General features: G+C 38.0%; 3 protein-coding genes. All 3 read left to right on the forward strand.

Annotated elements, in window-relative coordinates; genetic code table 11:
• Positions 1-240 precede the first annotated feature (240 nt).
• Entirely contained in the window at positions 241-1017 is a 777-nt protein-coding gene (locus AZ66_RS28150) for a PIN domain-containing protein (protein ID WP_044357954.1), read from the forward strand.
• Positions 1018-1037: 20 nt separating this feature from the next.
• Entirely contained in the window at positions 1038-1439 is a 402-nt protein-coding gene (locus AZ66_RS28155) for a hypothetical protein (RefSeq protein ID WP_044357956.1), read from the forward strand.
• Between the two features lie 793 nt (positions 1440-2232).
• On the forward strand, positions 2233-3103 hold an 871-nt coding region (hrcA, locus tag AZ66_RS28160; protein WP_044357957.1), incomplete at its 3' end, for a heat-inducible transcriptional repressor HrcA.

Here is a 3103-nt window from a genome sequence, read left to right on the forward strand (position 1 = left end):
CAACAAAAAAAGTGACCTTTCAAAGTTCTAGGTATCTTACTAAACGATGAGGACGAAGAAATACGAACGTTGGCAAAGCACAGAATTGATGAAGGACGATACAAGTAAACATTAAGCTAACAGGCAGGATAGTTGAATCCCCTGCACGAATACTTTTAACATGGCGGCTAATTATTAAGGATATTGACTCACTTATATTTAGAAAAACTATCTACAAGTTTTGTTAATGGAGTGATATATATGACGAAAAAGGGATTGGAAAAATATTTTTTTGCACCGAAATCGTTAGAGGAAATAATAGGCACTGCTACGATAGTTGTAGATACTAATGTTTTATTGTCTGCTTATCAATGGAAAGAAGCAGCGTTTAAAGAAGTTTTACTTGCATTAAAAAGTGCAGCTGAAAATGATCGTTTGAGAATACCTATGCATGTACTAGAAGAATTCATGGATCAGAGACCTAAATTAATCCAAGGTGCCATCGAACGGATAAACACAGATATCTATTCAAAGATCCAAAAGCCTAACAAACTATCTTCAACTATTCCCTTAATTGGCCTTCTACCAGAGCATGATGAATATATTTCAATTGAAGAAGATAATCTAGCAAGCTACAAGTTATATAGAAAAAAGCTGGAGGAGTTATCCTCCAAGTTGAGAAGTTTCTTTCAAAAAGATCCAGTATTGGATTCGTTAAAATCAATCTTTGAAGATGCTTGCTTTACCACTATAGATAAGCAAGATAAATTAGTGAATGAAGATGCCAATAACAGACTTGCAAAAAAGCAACCTCCTCTAAGCGGAGGAGATGCAGGTAAAAAAGAAAATAAATTTGGAGATTATTTCATCTGGAGAGATATACTTTCCTTAGATAATGATGTTATTTTTGTTAGTACTGACTTTAAAGAGGATTGGTACTATCTAGATCCTAAAAAAATCCACTCTCTCCAAGAAGAGAGCTTGTTGAAGAATTTTACGAAAATAACAAAGGCAAGACCTGTTGCATTGTTTCCTTAGCAGATTACATCAAGGCTTCTGTGCCAACGGCAAGTGCGGAGGTTATTTACGATCTTAATACTATCCAAACTCCTTATATTGATAATAGAGTAGAAACAGAGCAAATTTTCCAATTAAAATATCGTGTTACTAAAGATGAAGTATCTAAAAAACTAGTCGGAGACATATACGCATATTTATATTTCTGGTATGACGTTAAGATTTTCGCCCATACTCAACCCTATTTAGATTTATATACTAATAGATATGAATACGTTTATGTTAAATTGGGTGGTTTAGATGGAAAAATTAAACCTAAAGAATTACTGGATGGGTTCCTGAAGCACTATAGAGATACAGCTTATGAATTAATAGATATAACAGAAACAAGCCATGATAATAGTCACGATTACATATATTTGAATGGTTCGAAACTGGAATAAGTCTTTTCAAATAAGTTTCAATTATACGTCAAGTTAGATCCAGTAGGAACTGAGTATATTATGGAACTAAACTAACGGGACACGATAGCTCAATCACCAATATTTATAATTTTGCATCATTTTAACTCTCGTTTGTTCTATAAATCTTAAGTATAACCTTATCTACACCAGATACATTTACATCAACGATTGTCATTTTGTCAATATCGAATTGAATGTCAGTGATGTATTCATCATTGTCAGCATTTTGAATTTACAATGTGACTGCACCATCTATCACAATACAATCTAAGTGCAGGGTTTGATGTTGCTTATTCAGTTTTAATACGTTCCCATTATCTTGTTTCATTGATGTAGGTATGTAGTACTCGCCTTTATAAAGAATTGGTTCATCTGATGTAGGCTACCTCTCTCGTAACTTTCATTTTGTGACCTGAACCCGATATTCTGTGATGCCTACATCTTTAGTAGTTGATAAGTGAAATTATTTCATTAAATATGTTTCTATACAAAACACTAAACTCTAATTTTGTCTAAGCTACTATTCAGGCAATTCTAGCCACTATATAATTGAAGATAAAGTCCTTAAGATATAGTGGTTTGGCAACAATCATGATGGATTCAATCCATTATACTGCTGAATACGGCTGTACATATAAAATAGGCACGCCCAAAGTACCGAACTGACTTGACAATGGTCTCGTCCGTTTGGTATTTTTGTATTAACGGTTAGCACTCGACGTTGATGAGTGCTAACGACTACAGCAAGAACATTCACGAGGAGGGAATGCGCATGTTGACGGAACGACAACGTATGATTTTGAATGCCATCATTGATGATTACATCCGTTTTGCGGAACCGGTAGGTTCTCGCAGCATCTCCAAGCGCGGCGATGTCGGATTTAGTCCGGCGACCATTCGCAATGAAATGGCCGATCTGGAAGAGCTCGGCTTTTTGGAGCAGCCGCATACGTCTGCAGGTCGCATTCCTTCCCAAAAGGGATATCGCTATTATGTCGATAACTTAGTCCAGTTAGATAGGTTGTCGAGTGAAGAGGTTGGCCGATTGAAATCCGCGTTCGCGGAAAAAATAACGGCAATGGAAGAAATCGTGCAGCATACGGCTTCGATATTGTCGCAGATGACGAACTATACGTCGATTGCGCTCGGCCCAGAAGTATTTGAAGCTTCCTTCCGCCATTTTCAACTGCTTCCGCTGAACGAGGATACTGCAGTAGCTATTGTTGTTACCAATACGGGGCATGTTGAGAATAAGACAGTACCGATCCCTCCGGGGATCTCGGTGTCGGAGCTGGAACAGGTCGTGAATCTACTCAACGCGAAACTCGTCGGTGTTCCATTATATAAGCTTCGTTCTCAATTATATACCGAGGTTGGCAATGAGATGGGCAGATACGTCTCTCATGTGCAAGAACTGATGACACTGGTTGAGAGTGTACTCATCGGGGATGACAACCATCGTGAAGTATTCTTGAGCGGAACAACCAATATGCTGGCGCAGCCTGAGTTCAAGGATGTTGATAAGATTAAGACGATCTGGGAGCTGCTTGAGGAAACACCGACGCTTATTAAGGTCGTAGGCAGTGCGCCCACCGGTATACAAGTCCGTATCGGGCAGGTAAAATCCGCATTGAAGCAATTGC

The organism is Paenibacillus sp. E194 (assembly GCF_000935845.1).
In the GTDB taxonomy this organism is placed as follows: Bacteria; Bacillota; Bacilli; order Paenibacillales; family Paenibacillaceae; genus Paenibacillus_B; species Paenibacillus_B alvei_B.

What these genes read in the sequence shown, in the direction of transcription:
- AZ66_RS28150 (WP_044357954.1), top strand. Translation starts at nt 241, where the DNA reads ATGACGAAAAAGGGATTGGAAAAATATTTTTTTGCACCGAAATCGTTA.